At 47.7% G+C, this 26244-nt stretch carries 16 protein-coding genes; 4 read left to right on the forward strand and 12 right to left on the reverse strand.

Features of this window, described 5'->3' with window-relative positions:
- Positions 1 to 8 precede the first annotated feature (8 nt).
- Positions 9 to 1250: a DUF4934 domain-containing protein gene (locus NQ564_RS04745; RefSeq protein WP_039848151.1), complete on the forward strand. Its 1242-nt coding sequence runs from the start codon at positions 9 to 11 to the stop codon at positions 1248 to 1250.
- Between the two features lie 100 nt (positions 1251 to 1350).
- Entirely contained in the window at positions 1351 to 2328 is a 978-nt protein-coding gene (locus NQ564_RS04750) for a Gfo/Idh/MocA family protein (RefSeq protein ID WP_008148550.1), read from the forward strand.
- A gap of 79 nt (positions 2329 to 2407) precedes the next feature.
- On the opposite strand, the gene NQ564_RS04755 is transcribed toward NQ564_RS04750, so the two are convergent.
- From NQ564_RS04755 to NQ564_RS04790, 8 genes are all read right to left on the reverse strand, one after another.
- Complete coding sequence (locus NQ564_RS04755) at positions 2408 to 4906, reverse strand: beta-N-acetylglucosaminidase domain-containing protein (RefSeq protein WP_008148551.1); 2499 nt, start codon at positions 4904 to 4906, stop codon at positions 2408 to 2410.
- Between the two features lie 204 nt (positions 4907 to 5110).
- A complete protein-coding gene (locus tag NQ564_RS04760; protein ID WP_129649837.1) occupies positions 5111 to 6805 on the reverse strand; it encodes a DUF3857 domain-containing protein in 1695 nt (564 codons plus the stop codon).
- A 29-nt stretch (positions 6806 to 6834) separates the two neighbouring features.
- Entirely contained in the window at positions 6835 to 8802 is a 1968-nt protein-coding gene (locus NQ564_RS04765) for a DUF3857 domain-containing protein (protein WP_129649839.1), read from the reverse strand.
- A gap of 26 nt (positions 8803 to 8828) precedes the next feature.
- Positions 8829 to 9947 (reverse strand): AMP-binding protein, encoded by a 1119-nt coding sequence (locus NQ564_RS04770; protein WP_129649841.1) that lies wholly within the window; start codon positions 9945 to 9947, stop codon positions 8829 to 8831.
- Positions 9922 to 10968, reverse strand: a complete 1047-nt coding sequence (locus tag NQ564_RS04775) for an o-succinylbenzoate synthase (RefSeq protein WP_008148558.1) — start codon at positions 10966 to 10968, stop codon at positions 9922 to 9924. Before NQ564_RS04775 ends, NQ564_RS04770 begins: the two co-directional genes overlap by 26 nt.
- 10 nt (positions 10969 to 10978) lie before the next feature.
- Positions 10979 to 11803: a 1,4-dihydroxy-2-naphthoyl-CoA synthase gene (gene menB, locus NQ564_RS04780; protein ID WP_129649843.1), complete on the reverse strand. Its 825-nt coding sequence runs from the start codon at positions 11801 to 11803 to the stop codon at positions 10979 to 10981.
- Between the two features lie 22 nt (positions 11804 to 11825).
- Positions 11826 to 13496 carry a 2-succinyl-5-enolpyruvyl-6-hydroxy-3-cyclohexene-1-carboxylic-acid synthase gene (menD, locus tag NQ564_RS04785; RefSeq protein ID WP_129649845.1) on the reverse strand — a complete coding sequence of 557 codons (1671 nt, stop codon included), beginning with the start codon at positions 13494 to 13496 and terminating at the stop codon, positions 11826 to 11828.
- Between the two features lie 163 nt (positions 13497 to 13659).
- Positions 13660 to 17586, reverse strand: coding sequence for a TIM-barrel domain-containing protein (locus tag NQ564_RS04790; protein WP_008148562.1), 3927 nt, complete (start codon positions 17584 to 17586; stop codon positions 13660 to 13662).
- Between the two features lie 731 nt (positions 17587 to 18317).
- Between NQ564_RS04790 and NQ564_RS04795 the strand changes: the two genes are divergently transcribed.
- Entirely contained in the window at positions 18318 to 19970 is a 1653-nt protein-coding gene (locus tag NQ564_RS04795) for a T9SS type A sorting domain-containing protein (RefSeq protein WP_008148564.1), read from the forward strand.
- A gap of 145 nt (positions 19971 to 20115) precedes the next feature.
- Positions 20116 to 21237 (forward strand): DUF4925 domain-containing protein, encoded by a 1122-nt coding sequence (locus tag NQ564_RS04800; RefSeq protein WP_129649847.1) that lies wholly within the window; start codon positions 20116 to 20118, stop codon positions 21235 to 21237.
- 167 nt (positions 21238 to 21404) lie between these two features.
- On the opposite strand, the gene NQ564_RS04805 is transcribed toward NQ564_RS04800, so the two are convergent.
- From NQ564_RS04805 to NQ564_RS04820, 4 genes are all read right to left on the reverse strand, one after another.
- Positions 21405 to 22490: an LptF/LptG family permease gene (locus tag NQ564_RS04805; protein ID WP_008148566.1), complete on the reverse strand. Its 1086-nt coding sequence runs from the start codon at positions 22488 to 22490 to the stop codon at positions 21405 to 21407.
- Between the two features lie 12 nt (positions 22491 to 22502).
- Positions 22503 to 23633 (reverse strand): tRNA guanosine(34) transglycosylase Tgt, encoded by a 1131-nt coding sequence (tgt, locus tag NQ564_RS04810; protein WP_036608401.1) that lies wholly within the window; start codon positions 23631 to 23633, stop codon positions 22503 to 22505.
- Between the two features lie 73 nt (positions 23634 to 23706).
- Positions 23707 to 25257 (reverse strand): 4Fe-4S binding protein, encoded by a 1551-nt coding sequence (locus NQ564_RS04815; RefSeq protein WP_008148568.1) that lies wholly within the window; start codon positions 25255 to 25257, stop codon positions 23707 to 23709.
- On the reverse strand, positions 25257 to 26189 hold the full coding sequence (locus tag NQ564_RS04820) for a DUF362 domain-containing protein (RefSeq protein WP_008148569.1): 933 nt from the start codon (positions 26187 to 26189) through the stop codon (positions 25257 to 25259). Before NQ564_RS04820 ends, NQ564_RS04815 begins: the two co-directional genes overlap by 1 nt.
- Positions 26190 to 26244 lie beyond the last annotated feature (55 nt).

Raw genomic sequence — 26244 nt, forward strand, 5'->3', positions numbered from 1 at the left:
AAATGGTGATGAAAACACAAATTTATCTTTGGGCGGCTTCGTTATGCCTGCTTCTTACTCTTTGCGGAAGCGGAGTGAAAAAAAAGGGGGATCTGGAAGTGATCCCTTTGGAAGCTGCTTTAGAGAAGCAGAAAGGTTTGAAAGTTTCCGATTGTTTTAAGAAAGTACGCTACGTGCCGTTGGAGACTACAAACAACTGTTTGGTAGGACGAGGGGCCTTGGCTCAGATTTTAGGTGACTATATCGTGGTGATCTCCGAAATGAACCTGTGTCATTTATTTGATAAGCAGACGGGCCGTTTTATCCGTTCGGTCGGGCGTGTGGGACAAGGTCCCGGCGAATGCCAGTCTTTGCGTGGAGGATGGCAGAATCCTCACAACAAACTCTTCTATTTCCCCGGTTGGAAAAAAGATTGGCATGTCTACCAGGCGGATGGTCGCTTGAACCATACGTGGCGGCCCTCGATCCGACCGGGAGAGTTTCCGACTTTTGCGGCATACGATTATTTGGATGCGGAAGTCAACGTCAGCTATTATTCGGAGACAGACAAACAGCCTGCCCGTTTGATCGCTTTCAAGGGAGATGAACCGATCTATGAACAGGTCTTGCCTTTGGGTATGGGGAATAAGGAAGTCGAGGCGGATGAAATCGCATTGCTTTCGGTCCGGAAAGGAGGTACTTGCAATGTCATGGTCCTTAAACGGAAGAACGGTAAATGCTCGCTTATGCCTTACGGGAACATCAATTTCTGGCATGGAGGCAAGGAATTGTATTTCAAACGGCCGTATAACGATACGATTTATCGGGTATCTCCCAAGATGGAGCTACAACCTGTACGTTTGTTGGATTTGGGTGCTTATGAATGGCCCTTCGATGAGCGTTTTGAAGAAAAGAAGGATGCGATTTATCCGGCTTCTTTTTTAGAAAGTAAAGATATCATCTTATTCCGTTTCATAACGAATGTATATGACGAGGAAAAGCACCTGACCTATAACGCACTTTACCGGAAAGCAGACGGGATAGTTAAGGTCTCTCCTTTCAAAGAAAAAATCATAGATGACCGGAACGGCTTCCTGCCGTTGCAACCGTTGTTTGTTTCACCCGAAGGGGAGTATGCGGACATACTTCCGGCGGATGAGGTGGTTGCCTGGTTTGAAGAACATGCCGGTAAAACCGGTATTCCGGCCGAAGTGGCCGCCTTGAAGAAAGTCAGTGAGGAGGATAATCCGGTGGTGGTGATTATGGAGTAGGAAAGGGTTGCCGATCGCTTTTGAATTCCATGCTTGTGAGGTAAAAGTTTCATGGGCATGGAATTTTATTGTATATTTACCCGATAAAAAATGACAGCTAATGGAACGTTTTAAAGTCGGAATTATAGGAGCCGGGCATATCGCCCGTAAAATGGCGCATACGTTGCGCGATATGGAAGGAGTCGAATCGTATGCAGTCGCCTCCCGTAACTTGGAAAATGCCGAAGGGTTTGCCCGTGAATGGGGTTTTACACGGGCTTACGGGTCCTATGAGGAATTGGCGGGTGATCCCGAAGTGCAGCTGATTTATATCGCCACCCCGCATTCCCACCATTTTGAGCAGGCGCAGATGTGTCTCGAAAAGGGGAAGCCGGTCTTATGTGAAAAAGCATTCACTGCCAATGCCGGGCAGGCGGAAGCGTTGATACGTTTGTCAAAAGAGAAACAGGTTTTCCTGACCGAGGCGATTTGGACACGTTATATGCCTTTCTCCGAGACGCTCCGCGAATTGGTTGACGGAGGGACGATCGGACGCGTGATGATGCTGACTGCCAATATCGGCTATCCGATTGCCGAGAAGGAGCGCATCGCCCGGCCGGAGCTTTGTGGCGGTGCTTTGCTGGATATCGGAGTTTATCCGATCAATTTTGCGAGGATGCTTTTCGGCTTGGAGATTACAGGTATTACTTCAGCCTGCGTGAAAGGGGAGACGGGAGTGGATTTGCAGAGCAGCATTACTTTTGTGTACCGGAACCATCGGATGGCTGTTTTACAAATGACTGCTTTTTGTGCGAACGACAGGCAAGGAGTTATTTCGGGAGATAAAGGATACATCATCGTTGACAATATCAACAACCCACAGCAGGCAATCGTTTATTCGATTAATCATGAAGAAGTGGCTCGCTATACCTGTCCGCCGCAGATAACGGGCTTCGAGTATCAGGTGCAGGCTTCCATCGATGCGATCCGCGAGGGAAAGATTGAGACGCCTTATATGCCACATACGGAAACTTTGCATATCATGCAGATGTTGGATGATCTCCGGGAAGAATGGGGCGTGCGGTATCCGATGGACTAAATGAGAATGGACAATTGACAATTGACAATTAAATGTTTTGAGAGCTAATTGTCAATTGTCAATTGTCCATTGTTAGTTGTTAGTTGACCTCGTGGATGCGGATTTCTGTTTGTCCTGCGTTATACAGTTCCAGGGTCTTTATGTTTTCTAATACTTCCTTTTTCAGCTTGATGTAATTTGCCGGGCCGGAATAGAGCACTTGTTTTGCTTTTCCTTTTAATGGTATACCTTCCACTACAACTTGGCTGCAAGGAGAGCCGGATAGAAATAGTTCAAGTGAATTGCCCTTTCCTTTATCAACCGTAATACGTGAACCTGCGGTCAATGTATTGACAGATTCCAGGTTCTTGTCATACATCAGGCGGACAGGATCGATAGAGGTATTTTCTTTCGTTGTTATGGCAAATTCGTACAGGTAGATTTGCATCTGCTTGTCCGTAGCGTTCCGCATACGGATATAACGTGCTTCAGGGGCGATCTTTTCCAGTTTGAAGTGGGCTTGGTCGGCGGGGATGTCAGCAATAGCCGTCCATTGTTTACCGTCGGCGGACCATTCGAATACCCGTCCGCTGTTTTCGCTCTTCGGCAGGCTGAAATTGAAAGAGGTAGCCTCCTTTTGCAGTTCCCAAGTGAGGCCGAAGGATTGTCCCGGTTCGATACGCAGTACCTCGTTCAGGCGGTTATATCCGATCTGGTCTTTACCTTCCTTCAACGGTTGATATTTCAATTGTTCGATATCCGTCAGGATAGAAGCCTTGCTCATCCGGGTAGTGGTGGCATCTGACTGGTCTGAGAACAGCAGGTTGCTTCCGATCCCTGAATGTATCTCCTGTACGAACGGGGTCAGGACGCGTGAACCGACTTTCACCCCTTTCTGGTACGGATTTTGATTGTAAGTCCGGTCGATCGTGCGCATACTGTCGAGCAATGAGGTGAGCGACAGATACGATTGCCAGGTGGCGGCACGATCCTGTCCTTGTCCGGCTTCAGCTGTCCGGATAGCAGCTTGTCCGGCTTTTCCTAACAAGTGGAACTGCATCAGCCACGGTTTGATTTCGTCTATCAGCGCCTTGTTTCGGCTTGTTTCGATGGCAGCCGGAGCGGCAGCGATTTCGGCGAACAATCGGTTCATCTGGTCGGCTGCATCTGCATTATAGCGGTGCTGGCGGAAGTCTAAGAGGAAGGCTCCGGCATAACCGGCGTTACGGACGGATTCGTCGCGGCGGTAACGGTGGCCGTTTGGTCCCGGATCGCAGTTGTTCTCGCAGAATGTCTGGAAGGCTTCAGGTGCTTCCGGTAGAACGTAACGGCAGGCTTCGGCGAAGTCGCTTTCGGGATGATAGGCTTTCATGTTCCAGGCATAATCGGCGACTCCGTAGAGAGCTACTTTGGAGGCTTCCGCCCGTTCCATCGGGTTGGCCACGAATCCCGACATGGCATGTATAGCATTTGGATCGAGCCCGTAAGACGGCCCCATCAGCAGATGGTCACGACAGTAGTCGCTTACAGGGAAATTCCACCAAACATACGACGGGCGCTGGATGCGCTTGTTTACCCATTCCTGCCCTTCGAGTGTGATATCGTGGATCACGCTGTTGCCGGTCCACATCACATGGATTGCCGGGTCGAGTGTTTTGCCCAGCACATCTAAGTAGTCGCTTCCTGCCCAAGCCCGGTTATATTCGGTCGGACACATGATCAAGGGGCTGACACCTTCTTTTTTCTCAATAAACTCCTTTTGCAGGAAGTTGAGCAGGTCGGCTTGTTTGTCCGCTTTAGCCCCTTCACCGGATATATCGTCGAAGAAGACCGCAAAGGAGCGGACCCCTAAATCGTACATCATACCGAACTTGTTCAACACATTCATCCGGTCTTCATCCGTCCATTTGATGTCCAGGCCCGGATGGATTGCCCAGACGAAGTCCACCTTGTTGGCAGCGGCTTCCTCTACCAGATCTTTGATTTGTGCCGCTTCCTTTTCCGGATAAGGCTTGCGCCAGTTAGGGGAGCTGTGGTAGGGATCGTCTTTCGGCCCGTAGATATAGGTGTTCATCTTCATTTTGCCATAAAAACGAAGTTGCTCGATGCGGTCGGCGTGGCTCCAGGGATCGCCGTAAAAACCTTCAACAGTTCCACGATAGGCGACATCGGGATAGTCTTTGATGACACCGAGTGGCAGCGTCGTATTACCTTGCCCGTCGGTTTGGGCCAATTGTTGCAGTGTCTGTGCTGCATAGAAGAGACCGCGACTGTCGGAAACGGCAATCTCGATTCCTTTGGGATCGATGGTGAGCTGGTAGGCACCCGAACGTTTCAGTTCAGAGTCCTTGCTGTCGATCTGTTTGATCGTAAGCGGCAGAGCTTCCGAATGACTCGTGACGGATAAGGTTTCTTTGATCAGTCTCATGGCATCTTCATCCGGATGCTGTATGCCGGAGAGGGTAAAACCATGAGGCGCTTTCAACCAGTTAGTCGACAATGTGACTTCCTGCGGCTGCGGATGGATGGCCGGCAGGGGATTTTGTGCTTGCAGGGCACCTCCTACAAGGAGGGCAGCAGTTAGATTTAGTAGTTTCATATTTGAGTTATTTAGATGATTAATTAACGATATGGATGATGATTTGATCGGTATGTCGTTCCGTAGGGGCAGGGCTCTGCTCTGCCCATTGGTGCATTTAATCGGGTAACATCGCCCCCAATCGGGTAATGTCGCCCTCAATCGGGCGGAGTAGAACCCCGCCCCTACGGGTTACCATTATTATATGCCGGATAAACCATTTTTTTACTGTACCGAAAACAACAGCGTCTTTCCATTTACGTCACTCCATTCAGTCAAAAGTTGGCGCAAATCCTTGTATTCAGCAGGAGTATAGAGTTGTTTACTCAATTCCAGGCTGCGGGTGACGGTTGCCGTGCGTCCTTCCTTTTTGACAATGATAGATAGTTTACCGGCAGTATTGCTGATCGCCTTGTACATTCTCGGTGTGCGCAGTTCCATATTTTCAGGACATTCGATCGTGTATGTGTAAACTTCGCTGACAGGACGCGGAATCAGCAGGTTTTCTTTCCGCTTGCTGTTCAGGTAGCCATAAGGCAGATGGGAGAAGCCGTATTCTGCATCCGGAAGTGAGATCGTTGCATACCCGTTTTCCACTTTCAAAGGAACAACTTGATTGTTTTCGCCGTTACCTATCTTGAAATAAGGCATCAATGCTTTACCGACCGATTCTTTAGTGAATGTCGTCACCTTTCCTTCTTTGAAACTGACAGTGATGTCGCTCTTGATCCGGTAATCCTGTGGAACGGCAACGGCTACAGGTTTTCCCGTTTGCAGGCTGAAAAGCGGAGTCCGGTCGAAGTTTCCCGTTTGCGGACGACGGGTGGAATAAGTGGAGAATAAGTACAATTCACCGTTCACCATACAGGAGACGAACAGCTGGTCGACTGCTTTCAGTGCCAACCCCTTGTCTGCATGAGCCTGGTAAGTTACCATCGGTTCGGCTTTGAAGCCTGCTCCATCCAACAGACCCGCGAGCAAGTTGGCTTTTTCAGCTTCAGTTCCGTAAGCAGTGTTTATGACTGCATCGGCAGGGCGGAGGCGGTAGCCGGTCTGATCCAATGTCAACATACTGCCCCCGATATGGAGGGTTGTGTATTCGAGGATCGCTTTCAGTTTGTCCTCGTCCTTGTCTTTTCCTTCGGTCAGGCTTTCTGCCAGAGTTGTGAGTTGAGGATCACCGGACGGATTGAACTGTTTGAACAGGGTGGCCAATGCCTCCCCTTCGGATGCGTAAGTCGTAGCGGCGAGAAAAGGAACGTCGCCATTCCGGACAGAGACGAACGGAGCGCGGGAAGAAGCCGGCAGGTTGCGCAATGTCCAGCTTGTCGTACAAGTGCCATCAGCTTGTTTGACTGACGCTTTTGTCGGATTGTTCGCCAATGTGTAGGCAAGTTCTTTGGTTTCGGGCGTCACAATCGTCAGGGTGTATTCCTTGACGGGAGAGGATTGGAGTAGCTCTTCGAAAATGTCAACCTCCGGCAGATAACCCGGTTTGGAAGTGACAGTATAGTCGAGATAGATAGTCGCTCCCAATTCCAGGCCCGTATGGACGACAACCATTTCTTTCAGGTGGTTGTAGGCAGGAGCATCAGCCGCATTGCGGGGAAGAACTTCCACGAAAGCGTTGTCAGGTGTTTTGATGATCGTGCCGTCTTTCTGCCGGGTGTAAGACGAGTTGATCTTCAGTTCCTGATATTGCGGATTGTAAACGATGAAGCTTTCTCCGTAGGTGCCGTTCATGGCCGTATGAGTGAAAAGCGTCAGTTCCATGTTATAACGGAATTCCTGGCTGCCGTCGGCATTGAGCGTCCAGGTCTTTGCCAGTTTTTTATATTCGGCTTCCGATGCTCCGAAGGCTGTCGTAGCCATCAGCAGCAGGCAAAGGAGGAAGGCGAGTTTATGTTTGTTCTGTATCATTTGATTGATGATTTATGAATGATGAGAGGCTATTGTTTGATGATGATATAATCCCCGAATGACTTATGTGCGTTCACGGCGTTGCGGAACCCATTCCAGTCGCCTGCTTCGTACACGCGTTTCTTTAATGCTAACTTTTGGTGCAGCATCACTTTGTTACCGTCTTGGCGGAGGGAACCTTCGAAGTCGGCGGCAGAACTTTGCACATTGTCTTCTTTTTCGTCACCCACTAACTTATAGCCTGCGGGGAGTTGAATCGTTTCGTCCAGTTCGACCAGACGCGAGCAGGCATCCTTGAACCCATACCGGCGTTCTTCGAGGTCGGTGTTGATGCGCAGATAGCTTTTTACCTGGTTGTAGAGATTATTCATTACCAATGGCTTGAACAACATTTCTCTTTCTCCTGGAAGGGCATAGCCGGGTATTTCATAACGGAATGTCATTTTGATCGGTGCTGCCTGGTAATTCTTCGGGTTTTTGCCATAATCCACGCTGATAAGGCGTGCCTTAGGCGAAACGGCCAGGAGTTGGCTTTCCAGTGCGGACTGCCATTGAGACTGCCATCCGGTGGTGAAGATGCGACGGATATTGCTGTCTGACTGCCCTTCGGCTGTAATCGTGAACTGTCCGGTCAGCGTGCCTTTGGCATCCAGCTTATTGTCGGCTTTGATACGGACGTAATGGTTTTCCGGTGCGGAAACCGGTGTGAGGCAGAGGTCGGAACCTTCGGGAACCCCCGGCAAGTAGTTTTGCTGCTGTTCGGCACTGCTCCACAATTCGCGGCAGAAAGGAACCCAGGTCGGATCGAGCGGCATATAGGTCCCGTTGGAAAGTTTCACGACGGCGACACAGTGGTTGAAGTGGTCGGCCGGGATGCTTTCCACCCGGCTGCCGGCCATTGTCATAGCCGGATAGGCTTCGAAGCCTGCCATACGCAGGAAAGCGACCAAGGTACCGGCAATATCTTTACAAACACCGCAACGGTCCGTGTAATTCATTTTCAGGTTATGCAGCGTGTAGCCTTCACCTTTACCCATTGAAATACCGGAGTAGCGGATATTGTCGGCTACCCAATGAGTGAGAACGGCTATCTTTTCCATTTCTGTCTTTTTGCCTTTGATCAGTTCATCCACTTTCTTTTGGGCTTCCGGGATAGCGTCGAAACTGCCGTAGTCTTCGTTCACTTTATTGAACCAAAGGGATTTGTCCTGCCAGCGTGGTGTGGACGACATCATCAGTTTAGGTGCGGCGTCGAACAGGTCGACCATGTTCGGCTCGCGCTGAGTCGGCATGATGTCCGTACTGACGAATGTATAGGCTTTCTGTCCATCCTCGTAACGCATGGAGGAGGTACATTCTCCCTGATAGAACTGGAACTGCATCTCTTTCTCCATCGGGATATTTACCTTATATACCTTGCGGACGGTCGGTTCAGTCGCCCAGAAAGGAACGATGTCATAGAATTGTCCGCGCATAGGCGGGATGAAACGGGATTCATCGTCACCTGTACCGGAAGCCAGCAGGGCGTAGGTGAAACCCTTCTTGTTGATTTGGTAGTCGATGATATCTCCCGGATCGAGACGGCCTACTTCCATCATGATCTGCCGTGCTCCCCAATAGATGGCGCGGGCGGGAGCGGCATAATCCTGCTGCTTGGTGATGTCGAGGTTGATCACGTCGCCGTTGGCTTTGTAGATGGTCACACGATGGAATTCTGCATGTGCTGTCAGCGGGTCGTAATCGTATTTAAGGATGCGATTGGCGACTGCTCCGCGTGTGTTCATGACTTTGACGATCTTGCAGACAGTGAATGAGCCGGAGCCGGTAGGCTGCACGGTCACAGCGGTACTGTCAAGCAGGTTCACGCAGTCGTAACCTGCATATAATTCCGGCTTCTGCAAAGTCGGGTCGGGTGCCATCCGGCAACTTTCCCCGCTTTGTCCATAGGCGGACGCCGTGGTGAGAAGGGCGGATGCGAGAATAGATAAATACTTCATATAACATTTATTTTAATTGTCAATTATCAATTGTCCATTGTCAATTGCTTTGCCAGTTTCCGGCATGCCGCCCGATCGATCTTCCCGCTACCGGTGAGGGGAATGGCTTCGATTGGAAGGATGTGCTTCGGGCGCTGGTATTTGGGTAATATTTCAAATATCTTTTCTTCCCATTCGGAAAGGAGGCTGTTCTCCGGTAAGGAGATAGACTGTTTTCCAGTAAGGGAAAAGGCTGTTACCTGGCCAAGGAAGTGGTCGTTCCCTGCGGTGATCAATAAAACCATTGCTTCTCCGAACTTCGGGTCAGGAACGGATGTTATGGCAAAGTTAGCAGAAATAACGGGACGTAAGGCTTCCTCCACGGTCTCTGCCTGTATCTTGATGCCTCCGCTGTTGATGATGTTGTCTTTCCTTCCCAAGATGCGGAAACGACCGTCCGGGAGCAGTTCGGCGACATCGTTCGTGACGAGCGTTTCATCGGCGACGAGAGGAGCGTCTATTACCAGTGTGCCGTCTGCCGAGAGTGATAGTTTGACAGACGGGAAAGGTGTGTAATAAGAAGAGGCTTCCGGTCCGTTCAACCTTCGAAGAGCAATATGCGAAAGTGTTTCCGTCATTCCGTAGGTGGAGTAGGCGCAGATAGGCAATTCTTGTATCTGGGCTTCCAGTTCACGGTCGATGGAGCCGCCGCCGATAATCAGTATCTCGGTTTGGCAAAGACGTTCCCGTTCTTCCGGTACTTGTAATGTGTTGTACACTTGTAACGGGATCATGGCGGCGAACCGGAGCGGCATGTCGATATCTGCCATCGGATGTCCGGAAGGTTCACGCACGATCAGATCCAACCCTGCCACAAGTGAGCGGACGACCATCATCTTTCCGGCAATGTACCGGAGTGGCATACAAAGGAGAGCTTTATCTCTTTGTCGTAAACCTAAATAATCGCAGGTGAGGCGGGCGCTGTTTACCATTTGCTCCTTGCGGACTGTGATTCGTTTGGGCACACCGGTCGAGCCGGAAGTCTGTACCTCCAAATAAGGAGAGGGAGACTTCCAGTCGGAAATAAATTCCGATAACTGACAATTGATAGTTGATAATTGGCAATTATCGGGATGTCTCTTAATTATCAATTGTCCATTGTCCATCGTCAATTACTAATTGTCCATTGTCAACTGACAATGGCATATCTATGTTATTGGTGAAGAGGCCGCCGGTTCCTAATCCTTGCGCGAGCGGATTGTCCAGCGTTGCGCACCATTGGGCGATGGCATTCAGGCCAATGTTCGATTCCAAAGCCGACGTGATCCACCAGCCAGTCTTCCAGTTTTGCGCTTCCGTGATCCATTCGCTACAGCCGTATATGCCTCCGTGAAGGGATGGCTTCAAGACAATGTATTGCGGCCGGAGGAGGAAGAGTAGTTTGTTTTTCTTTTCCGGTGTGTTGTGGCCGATCAGCTCCTCGTCGAGGGCGATGGGAATCGGGGAGGAGGCGGTCAGGCGGGCCATCTCTTCCCATTGTCCGGCGCGGATCGGCTGTTCGATCGAGTGTAGGTCCAGTTCGGCCAGACGGTCCAGTTTCGTCATGGCTTCCTTAGGCGAAAAGGCACCATTGGCATCGACACGTAGTTCAATTTCTTTGGAAGAAAAATGTTTACGGATGAAGCGCAGGATCTCCAATTCCTTCTCGAAGTCGATTGCCCCAATTTTTAGCTTGATGCAACGGAAGCCGGTTTCGATCTTCTCTTCCACCTGCTTCAACATATTCTCGTAAGTGTCCATCCAGATCAGTCCATTGATCGGGATGCCTGCTTCGCCACGCGAAAAGGGAGTGTCGAAGAAGGAGAAACGATTCTTTTCAAAGTGTAGAATGGCTGTTTCCAGCCCAAACAAGATGGAAGGATAGTTGCACAGGCTATCCGTGTCGATCTGGCCTGTACGGACAAAGTTTTGGCAAGCTTTGTTCAGTACCTTTTCATATTGCGATATGGGCAAATCGTCGCAACTCAGATAGGGGAGCGGGGCGCATTCGCCTATCCCCTTATGACCAGGTCTGTCATCCGAAGAAAGGGTGATGAACCAGCTTTTCCGTTTTGTGTATGTCCCGCGCGAAGTTGTGGCTGGCTTCTTGAATAACAACTCTTTGGAACAAATGTCTATGTGGATCATGTGTCTCGTTTTAAGGAAATTTTGGATAATCTTCGAAACGGGGACGGCGTTTTTCGAGGAAAGCTTTACCGCCTTCCTGAGCTTCGTCGGTCATATAGTAGAGCATGGTGGCGTCGCCTGCCAGTTCCTGGATGCCGGCCTGACCGTCCAGTTCGGCGTTTAGGCCGGCCTTGATCATGCGGAGGGCGAGCGGACTGAGCAACATCATTTCCTCGGCCCATCCGACATATTCGTCTTCAAGTTGATCCAAAGGTACGACCTTGTTCACGAGGCCCATGTTGAGTGCCTCCTGCGCATTGTACTTGCGGCAGAGGAACCAAATCTCACGCGCTTTCTTCTGGCCGACGATACGAGCTAAATAGGATGAACCGAACCCAGCGTCGAAACTTCCCACTCGAGGACCTGTCTGTCCGAATATCGCATTTTCAGAAGCAATCGTCAGATCACAGACCACATGCAACACATGTCCGCCCCCGATCGCAAAACCGTTTACGGCAGCAATCACCGGCTTGGGAATAGAACGGATTTGCTTTTGTACATCGAGTACATTTAACCGCGCTACACCATCTTTGCCGATGTAACCGCCATGACCTTTCACGTTCATGTCTCCTCCGGCACAGAAAGCCGTGTCTCCGGCTCCTGTCAGCACGACGACATTGATATCTGGACGTTCGCGGCAGATATAGAGAGCATCGCTCATTTCCGTCGTAGTCGTCGGTGTGAAAGCGTTGCGATAGCGTTCGCGGTTGATGGTGATGCGGGCAATCCCGTTGTAGAAATCGAACAGGATTTCTTCATATTCTTTGATGGTTGTCCATTCTCTTTTTGTTTCCATAAGATGAATTATAAGTTATGAATTATGAGTTGTTTTTTAGTCGGTGGTAATACTCTTTGAGTTGCCGTACATCTTCAGCCGCATTCGTGAATACTTCCATCAGCATTGGCTGGTTATGAGGAGCGGATTGGGTGAAAACAGCCATCGCATCCGTCAGTTCTTCGTCGTTATGGACGGGAAGGTAGGAGAATCCCCGTTCTTCGGCCCATCCTCTGGCGGACGTTTTGTGTGTGGCTGTCACGAAACGCTGTGTCTTATCTTCCATTTTCAGTCCGGGGAGTGCTTGAAATATTTCACCGCCTCCGTTATTGAGCAGAAGGATGCGCAGATTACAACCAAAATTGGTGTTCCAAAGTGCGTTCATGTCATAAAAGAAACTCAGGTCGCCGATTACCACAAAATTCAGTTTGTCCGAACAAACGGAGTAACCGATGGCAGTCGAAAGCGATCCTTCTATACCGCTCGTCCCCCGGTTGCAGCAGACTTCGACATCTTCGGGGAGTGTGTATAACTGGGCGTAACGTACGGCCGAACTGTTACCTAAATGCAAAGCCGCAGGTGTTGGGAGCGATTTGACCAAAGCTCCGATGGCTGCCATTTCCGAATAGCCGAATTCCGGTTGCGGCAAGTCGCGGGTGTTATTCTCCCAAATGCGTGGAAATTCCGTTGTCCGGTTTTCCAGCAGATAAGCGATCTTTTCAAGGAATTCGAACGGGTCCATCTCGATAACGGTTGTCAAGGAACCGTAAAGATCCGTTATTTCTCCATCAAGTGAAACATGCCAGTGTTCGCGGGGCGGATGCTTGCGGAGAAATTGTTTGAGACGTTTCGACACGATATGTCCGCCGTAAGTGATCAGCAGGTCAGGAACCATTTTCTCTAACTTTTCTTCCGGCAGGGCGTAAAGGGCGGCATCGAAATTCTTTACCGGGATGCCGGGAACGGTCTTGTTTCCCGTATGTTCGGTAAGCCAGGCGAAATGCTTGTATAGCAGTTTTGAATATTTCTTTTCAAAAAGATAGATCAGGCTCATCTGACCGGCAACGATCATGCGACGGTTGTAGTTGTTCAGCCGTTCGATCAGTCCGGTATATTCACGGTCGTAGATATTTAATCCTTGGTAGCGGGTGATGACGCGCACCTTGGGCAATTCCTCTGTGGTGAAGCGGAACAACGGTTCCGAGATCGGCACATTGATATGTACCGGTCCTTTCCCATGATGGTTCAGTTCGAGCAGAGCTTCGTTGATAAGACGGTTGCAATGCCATTCGTCTTCGTCAGTATGTATCTCCGGCAGGTTGACGGATTTTTTGACAAGCTGCCCGAATACGCCGGGTTGTGGAAGCGTCTGTCCGTCCATCTGCCCGATCCAGGCTCCGGGACGGTCTGCCGAGATGACGACCAATGGCACTTGCTGATAGAAAGCTTCCGATACGGCAGGATGAATATTAAGCAATGCACTGCCCGATGTGCAGCAGACAGCAGCCGGGCTACCGCCATGTAATGCCAGTCCGATCGCGAAGAAAGCCGCACTCCGTTCGTCTGTTACCGGATAACAGGAGAAGAACGGGTGGTTGGCAATCGTATGTACGATAGGGGAATTGCGGCTACCGGGACACAAAACGATTTTCTTGACGTTATGCTCGATGAGCAGGGCTACGAGCTGCAGGATGTTTTTCTTATCTGAGTACATAATGTGTTTGTTTGCTTTGTCATGCGATGGTTTGATCGCTTTTTTTGCAAAGATAACATCTGTGAGGCAGAAAACATTCATAATCTTAATGAAAAAGGCTTCGCCTACCGGATAGTTCCGGGGCGAAGCCTTTCTGCTTTTGTTTATTTCAAAAATTCTTTGTTCAGAACTTCTGCATATTCAGGTTCTTGTCAACCAGGATGCCGTCGACTGCTTTCAAATTGAATTTGACTTTGCGTTTCGCTTTCAGCTTGATGGTGAAGAGATCTTCAGAGCCTTCGAGCGCCTTTTTGTCTCCGAGATTGACGAATGTAGGATAGAGCGCCTTTTGGCCGCTGGTGTGTAGGCGGTCGTATGTCAGGTTCTCCATCGCACCGAGGTTGGCCGGTTCGATACCTGCAAAATCATAGTCCTGCTGATCGTAAGGCAATGCGAAACTCAAAGCGTTGACTGCTTTGATACTATCACCTTTAACGGTGATTTCGACTGTTTCTCCGGCGTTGTATGTTTGTTTCGGTGTGGATAGAGAGAGCGTTCCGGCTACACGATCCGTACCCGGATTCTCGATGCCATCCTCCAATTGGGTTGTCACAACCGATATGTCGTAAGCATCGATCAGACCGTTCTGGTTGATATCACCTGCACTGACATAATCGAAATCGCTGTCGCCGCGACGCAGACCCGTATAGTTCATGTACGAGGTCAGGTCGTTTGCATCGATTTTCTTGTCGTTGTTGATGTCACCCGGCAGATAGCTTTCCGTTCCCGGAACCTTGAATACATACAATTCGCGGCCGGAAGCGTAGTTTCCGACACCTTCCGTAATATGCAACTTGATGTAGCGGGCTTTCGGCTGGTTCTTGAAAGTGAATATTTTCACGTCACCATTGCGTTCCCAGCGGAACGAGTCGACTGCCGTCCAGTTTTCCTTATCCATGCTGTAGGCCACGTTGCCGGCGAGGATCGTACCGTTGCCTCCATCTTGGCGGGACAGATAATGGAACTTATCCAGTTGGTTGATGGTGCGTAAGTCGATGATCATGTCGAACGGCATTGCGTTCTTACGGTATTTCGTATGGAACATATCGCCCAATTCAGCAAAGTCGAACAGCCGGAAGATTTCAAAGCCTTCCTGTTCTTCGGCTGTCACTTCTCCGCGGATACCTTTGATGGCGAATTCGAGCGGGTTGGATTTTGTCTTGACGGAGAAAGTAGACCAGTCTGAATGACCGTCCTTGTTGACGGAACGGATTTTGAACGAATAGTCTGTTTCGGCTGAGAGGTTGTCGAACAGCAGTTCGGTGTTCTTGATCTGTGTATAGAGCATGCCGTTAAATTCTATTTCGTAGAAGTCGGCGCCGGAAACTTTATCCCAAGTCGGTTTTAAGGTGTAAGCTTCTGTGTTTCCGTCTGTCACCTGTGCAACCGGAGCAGTCAGCGATCCGGTAGAAATGCGGTGGGTATCAGGCATATCGAATTGGTATCCGTCGATGGTGACGACCGTTTCGTTCATGATGATATCTGTCGGAGCCAGTTTGACCAACAGTTGCGGGTTCTTGGTGATCGTTACCTTTTCGAATTCGCTTCCTTTGGTGGCGAATTTGTTCAGGTTCGGGGTAGCATCGTAGAAATAGACGTTTGTGCCGTTCAGGTATTCGTCCATCGAACGGGCGGCTACCAGTTTCACTTTGGAAGAACCGACTTTGGCGGTGATCTTCTTCGGCATTTCCGAGAGATTGATGCGCAATTCGGTTGCCTTCTCCTTCACGAAGCCATCGAAATCGCCTGTTGTCGGATGGATGGTGATTGAGATTTTTCCTGGTTTGTTTTTCCTGTTTGTGTTGACGACTGTTTTATTGCCAATCTGGACGTATACGGAGGGCTGATCGTTTTCCATCTCGATTTTTGTCCATGTGCCTGCTCCGTTCAGATACGCTTGCGTTCTGCCGTCATCGTCATATTCGATGAACTCACTATATCCGGATGGGTAAAGTTCATATATACGCAGACTCTTATCGATTTCCGCTACATTATTATTCGGGTTCGTCATCGGGATGATCGCACCGGCTTTCACGAATACAGGAAGTTTCCAAAGCGGAGAAGCGAAGTTGTTGACCACACAGCCGCCCGTGTATTTCTCGCCGGTGAAATAGTCGAACCATTCGCCTTCAGGCAGGTAGATACCGTCGCGGATGTCGTTCCCCTTGTCATCCATTTGCGTCTCCTGATAGATCGGAGCGACGAGGAAGTACGGACCGTACATGAACTGATATTGCGTAGCCTTACCATGCGTGTACGGGTTTGGATCTTCGAGAAACATGGCACGGATCATCGGTTTTCCGTCTACCGCTTCACGGGCGATGCTATAGGCATACGGCATCAGACAGGATTTCATCTTCAGATACCAGCGGTTGATGGAAGTGGCCGGTTCGCCCAAAGCATGCGGATATTTTTCATTTGATCCCCAGCCGTCCATGTTCAGCTCCATCGGTGTCCAGGTCTTCCACTGGAAATCGCGGGTATTCATTGCCAAATTCTTGCCACCGAAGATACCGTCCATGTCGGATGTGATGTTCGGTTGTCCGGAAAGTCCCGAACCGATATAAGTCGGGATATGGAAACGGATATATTCCCATTGTCCACCCGTTTGGTCACCCGACCAGATACCGGCATAACGTTGCGTTCCAGCCCAGCCGTCGAGAGAGATAATGAATGGACGTGCGTCGTTTCCGTAATACGGCATGATATGTCCGACGTCAGCCACACCATTCAGGCCGAACGAGTAGCCCCAGCCGACCCATGCCACGTCTGTTTTCAGAACCCGTACACCGGCATCACGCACCTCCTTTACGATGTCACGCTGCAACAAGGCGCTGATACTGTCTTTCGGATGCAGGTCGGATTGTGTCCAAAGGCCGATCTCGACACCGTTTTTATGAGCGTATTCAGTGAGGTTTTTTAAGTTTTGGATGTTGCCGTCCAATGTTTCGGCCTGCCCGTAGCCGGCTCCGTAGCCGTCGTTCGGTAACAACCAGCCTAACGGCATATCATGGTTCTTGTAACGGTCGATCACAGCGCGGGCGGAGAACTGGTAGTTGTTCTTTTCTCCGTTTAGCGATTCTTTGATACCGCCATTATCTTTCTGGCTTTCCTTGTAGCGTTTGCCATCTTCAAAAAGGATACCCTTTTCGTCTTCTACCCAATAGTCGCGGTTGTAAGCGTTCAGATGTCCCTGGTAGAATCCGAACTTGGGCAGCAGCACCGGATTACCGGTCAGCTGGTAGAAATCGTTCAACAGGGCGACAGGGCCGTCGTTGACCATGTAGAAAGCATCCAGATAATCTGTATCGTGAGATAGTTTTACCGTTCCCTTTTCTGCAGCGCCGAAATCATATTTCCCCTGTTTGAAAGTATACCACATAAAGCCATATCCGTTTGTGGACCAATAATAGGGTGTCGGTGAGGCTACCCCACCGTCTGTCCAACTGTTTTGGTTTTCGATGGCTATGGCTTTCCCTTTATGGGAGAAGCGACCGTTCTGTACGCCGCCGCCATAAAAATATTCATCAGGATTTTCTTTCAACGTCAGGATTGTTTTCCCTTTTTCGTAAGCTACAGGTCGAGTCTCCTCGAAAGCGACTGTGTTTGTGGCAAGATTAGTAACTTTCAATAAAGCTGTTGATTTGTCCAACTGGAGTTTGACTTTTCCGGTCGTGATGGTCACTTGCCCGTTTTCGTCCTGTATGTCCAGTTGGGAAACTGGACGGCGAGGATTGTCCACCAGAATCCGGGCCTCCGGTTTAGCCTCCGGATCACGAAGAATACCGCCGTTTGTGTCTTGGAACATACGGAAAATATTATCTCCGTAGAAATCGAATGTCATCCGCTGATTGTTGGAAAATACAACGTCGACCGTAGTCGGGTTGATCCGCTGCACACTGACGATCGTTTGCGCCTGCTGGGCGATAGCAACTACAGGCTCGGAGGTTCCGGTCGCAGCCATTAAAGGGGCAGGGGAAAACATCAATGGCGCAGCAAGAGCGATCAGGATCGCTTTTTTCTGTTTACGATTAGCCATTAAGCGTTTCATGTTGATTTAATTGAATTATTTAAGTTTTTTATATTCTGAGGCAAAAGTACATAAAATCTTCTATAGTTTATGGGATAACAAAAAGAACTATATCGAAAACAGGCTTTTTCCCTCTTCAAATGTATGACGACATATGCCCCTGCATTTTATTGTTATTGTAATAATTGACTAAAATCCCTATTGGTCTATTTCGAAACACATACCCATGAAAATCGGTTTTCATAGGCACGAAAATGAATTTTCCCGCAAGGGTAATATTTTTTAATAATCTTATACATACTATAATGTTGATTGTCAGTACTCTTTAAATAAGCTGTTTTTTAGGGGGATATTGTCGGTTTTAACAATTTCCATGACGGCTTGTTTGGCGAATAGGAGGAACGGATAGGAGCAAAAAGGCACTCTATATTTTCTGTTTTTTGCTAAGGCCCAAAATAATAAATGAGAAATTGACCGTTTTCATCTCAACGAAGACGATCGTCGTGGCATATAACCTCGGCATCAAAAACGAGTTGGTTAGAGATCATCAAGATAGGATGGCCCTAATCGACATTATTGAGTAGAATAGTAAGCTGTTTTTTTAGATAGAGTTGTCTGTTTTTAAGATAACACCAGTTATCCAATTTTGAATAACCGGTGTTAACTTATTTGTCTTGCATAAGTCGAGGCTATTAGTTAGTTTTGCGATCATTATAAAACAAAAATGTTTTATGTTCTAAAAATATAGATTTATGAAAAAAGTTTTTACATCGATTAGTATGGCGTTATGTCTTGTAGCGTCTTCCTTTACTACCTCTGCACAGACGGTGCAGTTGAGCGAAGCTCAGAAAACAGAAATTCAAAAAGAAGTATTGCCAGTCGTATTCGAGCAGATTAAAGAGCAAACAGGTCTCGATATCTTAGGATGGGCACAGCCGCAGTTGACAAAAGACTTTATACAGAGCTTGCCTGTGTTGAATACTCAGAGTGGTTTTCGTGCTGATTCTCCGACGCCTTATAGCGTGAAACCGGATAGCATTGTAATAAATATGAAAGCGATTAATACGGGAATAGGCCTCTTAACTGGAGATATTAAGGTCGATTTTGAAGATTATACGACAAGGACAATTCCGATGGTCGGTGATATGTTGTTGGGACGTCCTTTGACAATTGATGTACCTGGAAAAATTCAGGTTATTTCTTCCAGAATGGGTGAAGTGGCTGAGATTACGATTGAAGTGACGGGAGAAGACGGACAATTGGTTCCTTTTGGTATGGACATGGCCATCTCTTTGTTAGGAAAAGGAGCCGAACCTTTATTAAATTTCTCTTTTGTGCAAAACCCGGCAACATCATTATTAGAAGCGACTGTAGATATTCAAGAGGGAATGCATAGTATTTGGGGATTAGTTAAAGGTATGCTCCAATTACCAGAGTTGCCACAATTGGATTACAAGATAACAGTGAATTTGTCCGGTATTTTTACAGGCGAACTTCCCATGAGCCTTTATGGCATTCCTGAATCAGGTGAAGCAAAAGAACTTCCTATGGGAGACGCTGTTGTTGCTTTGGATTTAAATAAGACTATCCCCGTTAATTATATCAACGTTACTTCTTATGAAAATGCACAGGCGAACAGATGGAGCAAATACACCTTCATTCAAGAACAAGCAGCTTCTGGTATGACTGTTGCTATCGAAGACCATACTGCTATCGAAGGAAACTGGGAGCAATTGAAGTATAATGGTGCTTTCATCATTCGCATGAGTGATTCAAAGAGTACAGTAGCAGATGTTAAAACTGCTGCACAAACAGTGATAGAACGTGTTGTATCAGAATTAGCGACAACTGGCGAAGCTTCTATTTATACGATGTCTATTACTAAGTCGATAGATTCGAATGGTGATGGTGTAAGAGATAATAACGATATAGAGGTTCCAGTAATGGATATCGAAGTGACTCCATCTATTTCCGGGACAAACGCTATCGCCGACATCAATATCAAATCATATAAACAAGAAGATACAGATGTTGTTATAGATACGGAAATGAATCTGAAAGCTACGGCGGACCTTGCTGGTAGTAAGGTGATCAAGATTGAGATTATGCAAGGAGATGTAACTATGGGTAGTGCATATTTCACTTCCAATATCGCAGGTATCGTGACAAGCAATGACGATATCACGATTAATACCGTAAAAGTAACACCGGTAGAGGGTGGTATCTATATCGACAATAGCGGAAAAGCTACCTATCGTATTGTTAATATGAGTGGTGCAACAATCGCTAACGGAACTGTTTCGGGTGACAATGCTTACATCTCTACTTCTTCTTTGGCAAAAGGCATTTATGTAATTGTTGTAACAGAAAATGGTGTCAGCCAATCTGTGAAGTTCGCTCGTTGATTAAGGTTTTGATCAGAAATATTTTTGAATAAAGTGACGCCGGTTGTTTTTTCGGAAATAACCGGCGTTAACTTTTTTACTTTGTTTCTCACATCTCTATTCTGTACCTTCGCCTCGTTTTTATGTATAATTTAAATAGAAGATTATGAAGAAAAATCTATTATTTGTGTTTACGATGTTGTGTGCGTTGAGTTTCTTCATCGCCTGTAGTGATGATAACAACGGAAAAAATGAGCCGGAAGGAGCAGTGCTGTTGAAGGGTACACAAATTTACAGTGCCGAAAAGCTTTCTCTCAAATATGGAGACAGCCCGCTTTTAGGCAAAGCGATCACATTTGCGACCGAAGATGGCAAAACCGGAACGATTAAGATGGAAGGTGTCTTCGATCCGAGTATCATCAAGGACTTGCTGCCTTCAAAGACTGAGCAAATGGTGGCATTAGCTCCGGGTGTTGTTCCGGGGGAAGTAACAACTATGTTTAATGTCGATCTGACTCAGGAGGGAAATAAATACACATTCGAAGGTACAAACTCCAATAACGGTCGCGAAATGAAGTACGCCGGCACAGTCGATTCCACCTTCATGACCTTGTCCGTCAACGTTACGATGCCTAAAAATGATTTGTTGGGAACTTGGAACTTGGCAAAGCAGGATATGGCAACAGGTAAGTCACCTATTATTCTTTCTTGGATATCTACATCTTCTGGTATCACAATTCCCGGTGTAATAGATGAACCGTGGCCTACGAAAGATGCTGCTGCTTTATTGGGCAATTTAGTTCTGCCTCCGATGTTAGCGAAGTATCTCCATACGATTACATTTCAAGAAGATGGAAATATTGTTGCAAGTTATTCTTCTACAGGTAAAGAAGGTGAGAATACTGTTTCTCCTGCAAATCTGGCCCAGTACTATATCAAAGACAGTAAGTTATTTTTGCAGTTGAATATAGATATGATTCTTGCGACTATTGCTGCGAATAAGACTAAAGCATCAGATACTTCGGTTCTTTTGCAGTTTGCCTCTTTGCTTTCGAAAGGAATTCCTTTAAATTGTGAGGTGAAAAATGGAGCTGCCGCTGTATATGCTGATAAGGATTTGATTTTGCCATTGTTAAACATATTATCTTCTGAAGGCATAGCCGAACTGATAATAACACAAGTTCCAACAGCCCAGCAGGATATGGTAAAAGCAATTTTTGCACAACTTCCCGAACTTATAAAAACGACAACAGAATTTAATGCTGGTCTAAATCTGGAAAAACAGTAATTAGAAATCGATAAAATATTAGTTTCTAAACGACTACTTATTAAAAGGGCTATATCAAAATTTTCTTGTCCCTGATCAAAGAATGGGAAAAAGTAATTATTGATATAGCCCTTTCTATATAGTACAAATATACATAATAAAACTACTTTAACAACTTGCCAATTCTCTTACCTCGGAGCCTTTCGGTATAAGTAAATCGCGATAAACGTATATAAAATATTAGGGATCCAGGCGGCCATAGCGGGGCTGAGGTTGCCGTTGATGGCGAAGGTCGATGTGACGGTGGTGAAGAGGATGTAGGAGAAGCTTAGGGCCAGTCCGATACCGATGTTTAATCCCATACCGCCTTTGATTTTGCGGGAAGAGAGCGAGGCTCCGATGGAGGTCAGGATGAAAGCGGCCATGATGGCGGCAAAACGTTTGTGATATTCGATCTGGAACGTTTGGATATTGCCGATCCCTCGTTTCTTCTGGCGGTCGATATACGTGGACAACTCTGGCGAAGTCATCGTCTCGCAGTCGTTGACAGAGATCAGGAAGTCCGAAGGGACGATTGTCAATGTGGTGTCCAGGCGGCTCCCTTCAGTGATATGCTCGCGCATCCCGTCGAAGTCGCGGATCATGTAGTCAATCAGGGTCCAGTTGTAGAGCGAATCATATTTGATGGAGTTGGCCGTGAGACGTGAAATCATCTTCTTGTCCTCGAAGTGTTCCAAAGAGAAGCGGTATCCCATCCCGGAACGCGCATCGTAGCGGTCGAAATAGGCAATTACGCCCGGCTCGATCTCCAATTGGGCGGAACGGACATAGTCTACCTTCTTATTCTTGATATATTTGTTTTGGAAATCGATACGCGTGGCGTTGGCAGGCGGAATGATATAAGCGTTCAGCGCAAATGTACTGAGTGCAATGATCCCTGCCGAAATCGCATAGGGCAACATCAGTCGCCGGAAACTCATCCCGCTTGCCAGCATTGCGATCACTTCCGAGTTGTCTGCTAACTTCGAGGTAAAGAAGATAACAGCAATGAAAGTAAACAACGGACTGAACAGATTCGCGAAATACGGGATGAAGTTCATGTAATAGTCAAAGACGATCGCTTTCAACGGCACGTCCGGACTCAGGAACTTGTCGATCTTCTCATTTATATCGAAGACGACCGAGATAGCGATAATCAGGGCAATCGCAAAGATATAAGTACCTAAGAATTGCTTGATGATATACCAGTCTATCCGTTTCAGTTTGAATTTCATGTGACAGTTTGCTTATAACCGGTTTGATAACTGACGGACCATTTCACTTTTCCAGGTCGTGAAATCGCCGGCAATAATATGTTTGCGTGCCTCTTTTACGAGCCACAGGTAGAACGCAAGGTTATGGATTGATGCCAGTTGAAGTCCTAACATCTCGTTCACTTTGATCAGATGGTGCAAATACGCCTTGCTGTAGCGCGTATCGATAGCCGAATGAGCGTCCGGATCAATAGGAGAGAAGTCGTTCTCCCATTTCTTATTGCGCATATTGATCGTGCCGAAACGGGTAAATATCTGTCCGTTGCGCCCGTTGCGTGTCGGCATAATGCAGTCGAACATATCGATCCCTCGTTCGATTCCCTCTAAAATGTTGATCGGTGTACCGACTCCCATCAGGTAGCGAGGCTTGTCTTTCGGCAGGATTTCGTTGACTACTTCGATCATCTCATACATTTTTTCGGTCGGTTCACCAACAGCCAGGCCACCGATCGCATTGCCGTCAGCACCTTTTTTCGCTACATTCTCGGCAGCCTTTCGGCGCAGTTCCGGATAAACACAACCTTGTACAATCGGGAAAAGGCTTTGCTGATAACCGTATTTTGGCTCTGTAGAATTGAAACGTTCAAAACAACGGTCCAGCCAACGTTCCGTCAGACCGAGGGATTTTTTCGCGTATTCGTAATCGGCATCGCCCGGACAACATTCATCGAAGGCCATAATGATATCTGCTCCGATGATCCGCTGGATATCCATGACCTTTTCCGGGGTAAACAGATGTTTGGAGCCGTCGATATGTGAGCGGAACATGGCACCTTCTTCATGCAACTTACGGTTTTCGGAAAGGGAAAAAACTTGGAAACCACCGCTATCCGTCAGGATCGGCCGGTTCCATGTATTGAATTTGTGCAAGCCGCCTGCCTGTTCCAATATTTCCAGTCCGGGACGGAGATACAAATGGTAGGTGTTTCCTAAAATGATTTGTGCGTTGATATCTTCCTCCAACTCGGTCATGTGGACACCTTTAACCGTACCCTGCGTGCCGACGGGCATAAAAATAGGCGTTTCAATTACTCCATGATCAGTGGTAATCAGACCCGCCCTTGCATTTGATTTTGTATCGTTATGTTGTAATTCGAATTTCATGGCTGCAAAGATAAAGAAAAGGCCTTACTTTCACAAATAAGGCCTCATAATATAGTCGGTTATATATCGTTAATCAAAAACCGAAATCGTCTACCTCGACTTCTTTGACTTCCTCTTCTTTTGGCTTCTCGACGAATTTGTGTTCAACGTTCGATTTGACGATGATGGCACGCATCGGACGTACCGGGCAGATCGATTCGCATCCGCCGCATCCGATACAGAGGTCGGGGTTGATCTGCGGGATCGTAAGTGTCCCTTTGTAGGGAACCATGTGTACGGCCTGGGTCGGGCAGTGCTCTGCACAGGCACCACAGTCTTTCTCTTCTGTATTAACAACACAACGGCCTTTGAAGAAAGTGGCAATACCGACCTGTGTCGTCGTCTTCTCTTCGACAGTCAGAGGTTTGATCGCGCCGGTGGGACATACGTCGGAGCAGACCGTACATTCGTAATTGCAATAACTGCTGATATAGGCCAAACGCGGCTTTAACATATAATCCAAACCATATTCCAATCCTGTCGGGCGCAAAACCTGACTCGGACAGCGGACGACACATATCTGGCATCCCGTACATTTATCTTTGAAACGTTCCAGGCTGATAGAACCCGGAGGCGTGAGGGGAGGCCATTTTTTTCTGCCTTTTCTGTTCATTTTCCCTTTTCCTCCTCCGGCTATCGCTGAGGCGATCGGCAGAGAGGCGGCAACGGTTGCGCTTGTGGCCAGGAATGTACGGCGGCTGTTCGTAGCTTTCGATTGGCCGGAATGCGATGCGGTCGGCAATTGCAAGCGATACTGCAAGCCGCCTTTGGAACAGGAAGAGACACAATTGAAACAATCTACGCAACGAGATGTATCGACTGTCAGATTTTTGCTGTCAATCGCTTCCGCCTTACAAGTATGTTCGCAATTCCCGCAATGTGTACAGGCTTCCTTATCGAAGGTTATGCGGAAAAACGAGTAGCGTGAGAAAAGGCTCAGTAAAGCTCCGACAGGGCAGATCGTATTACAGAACAGTCGTCCGCGGAAAATAGTCATGACAATGAAAACAAGCAATGCAATGGTTGCCGCGATCAGACCGGAAACCGTCACAGTGCTGATTGTCACATGGAACAACGAGTAGTTGTCTACTTTCATCAATAGATCGGCGAGTAGGTTGTTCCCCCACATCACGACCGGACGAAACAGGCTTGCAGCAATGCGTCCGAAATTGCTGTATGGGTCCAGAAGCAAGCACAACCCGCTAAAACCGAAAACAGCCATGAGCATCGTAATTGCCAACAGCACGTAGCGAAACCAGTTCATCGGTTTGTGATACATAAAACGGCGGCTTCCTTTCTTTTTTTTCTTGCCGATGCAAAACAGGCGGTTGATGATATCCTGGAATACGCCTGCCGGACATATCGTGGAACAATAAATACGTCCGAATACCAGTGCCAGCAGGAACTGGAACACGATCAGGCCGATCATTCCGCCTAACAAGGCCGGCATCAGTTGCAGATGCAACAAGCGGTGTACACTATCCGGTAAAACTCCCGAAAAGTCTACGAAGAACAAAAGTATGGGTACAAAAAAGAGGATTGCGAGGAAAACTCTCAATCCTTTTAGGTAATTCCGTTTCTTCATCAGATCTTAATACGTTTGATGTTTATTTTTTTCAGATCGGTAGAGCCTAATTTGAGTGCTTCACCTTTGCTCAGATGTCCGACGGCAGCCATGTCCAACTTCTTTACCTGGTTGAACAAAGCGAGGGCGGCCGTATCGACGGCGACGATATTAGGAGAAACGATCATCGATTTCAATGTAGCCACATCGGCTGCACTTTTTCCCTGCGGACCGTTCTGATGCATCATACGGTAGGCGTCTACGATGTTCAGTACCGGTTTCTTCTGCCAGGTACAGATATCGGCAATGCATTGTTGCAAGTCGTTCTGGTGGAAGAAGCGACGATCCCAAACGATCCCCATCATATTTTTCATTGCACATGACAATTTGGCTCCCCCGTGGTTTTTCAGGATGGGAACATTGATCCAGGCATCTGCTTCGATCAGCGACTCGTGTATCTTGGTCTTTTTCAGCGTTACACCGCCGGGAATGGCTACTTCTTTAAAATATTTCTCGTCGTTACCCGGCATGATGATACCGCCCGCTTCCTTTACGGCGGCAGCTATACCGCTTGTCTCATAGCATTTCTGCCAGTTGTCGCACGTATGGTCGAATACTGTCACTTTTTCGGCCCCTGCTTCGAAACATTTCTTTACGAGGGCTTTTACCAATTTCGGATTCGTGTTACCGGCCAGTTCCGGCGTACGATCCCATCCGATATTGGGTTTGATAACGACTTTTTGTCCTTTCTTGATATATTTGCCGATGCCGCCAAGTGCTTCTAACGCCTTGTCGAGCATGACTTCCGGTTCACCACCCATTACTGCTACCAGATCGGGGGCCTGCTCTACTGCTACTGTATTCGAAGAGAGAGCAGCCTGTAATCCTTCAAAGTTCAGAGATAAGGCTGCACCTGCTACAACACTGGTCTTAAGGAAATCACGACGTTTCATTTTGTTCTATTGGTTTTATGTAGTTTATAAAAGTTTTAACAAAGGTAGATAATCT

The organism is Parabacteroides johnsonii DSM 18315 (genome assembly GCF_025151045.1).
GTDB lineage: Bacteria > Bacteroidota > Bacteroidia > Bacteroidales > Tannerellaceae > Parabacteroides > Parabacteroides johnsonii.

What these genes read in the sequence shown, in the direction of transcription:
- NQ564_RS04745 (WP_039848151.1), top strand. Translation starts at nt 9, where the DNA reads ATGAAAACACAAATTTATCTTTGGGCGGCTTCGTTATGCCTGCTTCTT.
- NQ564_RS04750 (WP_008148550.1), top strand. Translation starts at nt 1,351, where the DNA reads ATGGAACGTTTTAAAGTCGGAATTATAGGAGCCGGGCATATCGCCCGT.
- NQ564_RS04755 (WP_008148551.1), bottom strand. Translation starts at nt 4,906, where the DNA reads ATGAAACTACTAAATCTAACTGCTGCCCTCCTTGTAGGAGGTGCCCTG.
- NQ564_RS04760 (WP_129649837.1), bottom strand. Translation starts at nt 6,805, where the DNA reads ATGATACAGAACAAACATAAACTCGCCTTCCTCCTTTGCCTGCTGCTG.
- NQ564_RS04765 (WP_129649839.1), bottom strand. Translation starts at nt 8,802, where the DNA reads ATGAAGTATTTATCTATTCTCGCATCCGCCCTTCTCACCACGGCGTCC.
- NQ564_RS04770 (WP_129649841.1), bottom strand. Translation starts at nt 9,947, where the DNA reads ATGGACAATGGACAATTGATAATTAAGAGACATCCCGATAATTGCCAA.
- NQ564_RS04775 (WP_008148558.1), bottom strand. Translation starts at nt 10,968, where the DNA reads ATGATCCACATAGACATTTGTTCCAAAGAGTTGTTATTCAAGAAGCCA.
- menB (WP_129649843.1), bottom strand. Translation starts at nt 11,803, where the DNA reads ATGGAAACAAAAAGAGAATGGACAACCATCAAAGAATATGAAGAAATC.
- menD (WP_129649845.1), bottom strand. Translation starts at nt 13,496, where the DNA reads ATGTACTCAGATAAGAAAAACATCCTGCAGCTCGTAGCCCTGCTCATC.
- NQ564_RS04790 (WP_008148562.1), bottom strand. Translation starts at nt 17,586, where the DNA reads ATGAAACGCTTAATGGCTAATCGTAAACAGAAAAAAGCGATCCTGATC.
- NQ564_RS04795 (WP_008148564.1), top strand. Translation starts at nt 18,318, where the DNA reads ATGAAAAAAGTTTTTACATCGATTAGTATGGCGTTATGTCTTGTAGCG.
- NQ564_RS04800 (WP_129649847.1), top strand. Translation starts at nt 20,116, where the DNA reads ATGAAGAAAAATCTATTATTTGTGTTTACGATGTTGTGTGCGTTGAGT.
- NQ564_RS04805 (WP_008148566.1), bottom strand. Translation starts at nt 22,490, where the DNA reads ATGAAATTCAAACTGAAACGGATAGACTGGTATATCATCAAGCAATTC.
- tgt (WP_036608401.1), bottom strand. Translation starts at nt 23,633, where the DNA reads ATGAAATTCGAATTACAACATAACGATACAAAATCAAATGCAAGGGCG.
- NQ564_RS04815 (WP_008148568.1), bottom strand. Translation starts at nt 25,257, where the DNA reads ATGAAGAAACGGAATTACCTAAAAGGATTGAGAGTTTTCCTCGCAATC.
- NQ564_RS04820 (WP_008148569.1), bottom strand. Translation starts at nt 26,189, where the DNA reads ATGAAACGTCGTGATTTCCTTAAGACCAGTGTTGTAGCAGGTGCAGCC.